Below are 1490 nucleotides of genomic sequence, written 5' to 3'. Positions count from 1 at the left end.
TGACGGTGCTGTTGGGGATAGTGTTGCTGGTGCCGACGGTGCACAATATGTACGAGGTGACGTATGTGCACGCGGCGGATGCGCCGCATGAGATGCTGATCTATGTGCAGACGACGACGGATGTCAACGAGGTGATGGCCAGGATAGACGAGCTGGATCGGCGGCTCTATGGAGGGCGTCACCAGCTCGCCATTGGGGTCATGAACGATGCTGTCTGGCCCTTTATCTGGTACCTGCGCGACTATCCCCGGGCTTGCTATAATTATCCTGCAGATTGCCCTGATCCTGGTAGTTACCCGGTCATTATCGCCGGGGGTGACAATCTTTACCTGGCCGAGACCCAGTATGCTGATACGGCGACACATACCGGCGCCTATCTTTTCCATCAGTACCATATGCGTACCTGGTGGGATGAGGGCTATAAGCCACCGCCTTGCCTGCCGAGCAAGGCAAACGATAACTGCGCAGGACAACAGACCTGGGGCGGAGTGGGACCGTTGCTGTGGCTGAGTTATGGAGACAATCCGCCGCCGGGAGCGCACTTCAATCCGATGCTGGCGGCAGAACGGATCTGGGCCTGGTGGTGGCAACGGCAGCCCTTCGGGGCCACCGATGGAGCTTACGATATGGGCCTCTTTATTAAGAAGGGCCTGGGAGTGGCTCCGTAAACGGCAGCCAGCCGTCCCGCTGACTCGCAAGGTGAACGTGCCCAACGACGAAAGGCTCAATGGGGCACAGGCTGTGCAAGCTTTGACTACACTCTGGAAGGAGACCTCACTTGGACTTGAAAGGAGAGCATGCGCGATCTCCTGCCGAAGATTTTACCGAGGAACGACTATCGGTGTCTCAGCAGCCACCCGCTGAGGCTGAAGAAGGGCGGGAGACTACGCCTATTGGCACGCAGGATGCTGTGCAGTCTATCGAAGCAGGTCAGGATGACCTGCCTCTCTCTCAGGCTCGTGGTGACGCTGGCCGCGCGAGAAGGGTGAGCCGGGGGCAGGTGCTGGAGTGGGTGGCCTATGGGGTGGTGCTGGCGGTGGCGGCGGTGCTGAGATTCTGGGACCTGGGGGCGCGCCCGCTGCATCACGATGAGAGTCTCCATGCATACTTCTCCCTCCAGCTAATGAATCAATTGGCGAACTGGGAGCATTGCTTCGCCTTCGGCGATTGTTATCACTATGATCCGCTGTTGCATGGGCCGTTCCAGTTTCATGCGATGGCGCTGGTCTATAAGTTGGCACAGGTGGTGGGAGTGCCCGACAATGGGGTGAATACGACGACGGTGCGGCTGCTGGCGGCGACGTTGGGCACGGTGCTGGTGGGACTGCCATATCTGCTCAGAAGGGCGATGGGACGGGTGGCGGCCTGGCTGGCGGCGGTGTTGCTGGCGGTGTCGCCGAGCCTGGTGTACTACTCGCGGTTTGCGCGAGAGGACATCTACATGGCGTGTTTCACGCTGGTGTTGGTGGTGGGGCTGGTGCGGTATGTGC

The 1490-nt window shown here is 59.8% G+C and carries 1 protein-coding gene and 1 pseudogene; both read left to right on the top strand.

From position 1 onward, the window contains the following. Nucleotides 1-668, top strand: a pseudogene (locus ACFMO7_RS02405) (hypothetical protein); the annotation flags it as partial. Nucleotides 669-778: 110 nt separating this feature from the next. Further along, a partial coding sequence (locus tag ACFMO7_RS02400) for a flippase activity-associated protein Agl23 (protein WP_376793935.1) occupies nucleotides 779-1490 on the top strand: 712 nt, incomplete at its 3' end.

The organism is Thermogemmatispora sp. (assembly GCF_042408735.1).
GTDB lineage: Bacteria > Chloroflexota > Ktedonobacteria > Ktedonobacterales > Ktedonobacteraceae > Thermogemmatispora.
The sequence above is the reverse complement of the archived record's forward strand: the minus strand, read 5'-3'. Positions and strand labels throughout refer to the sequence as shown.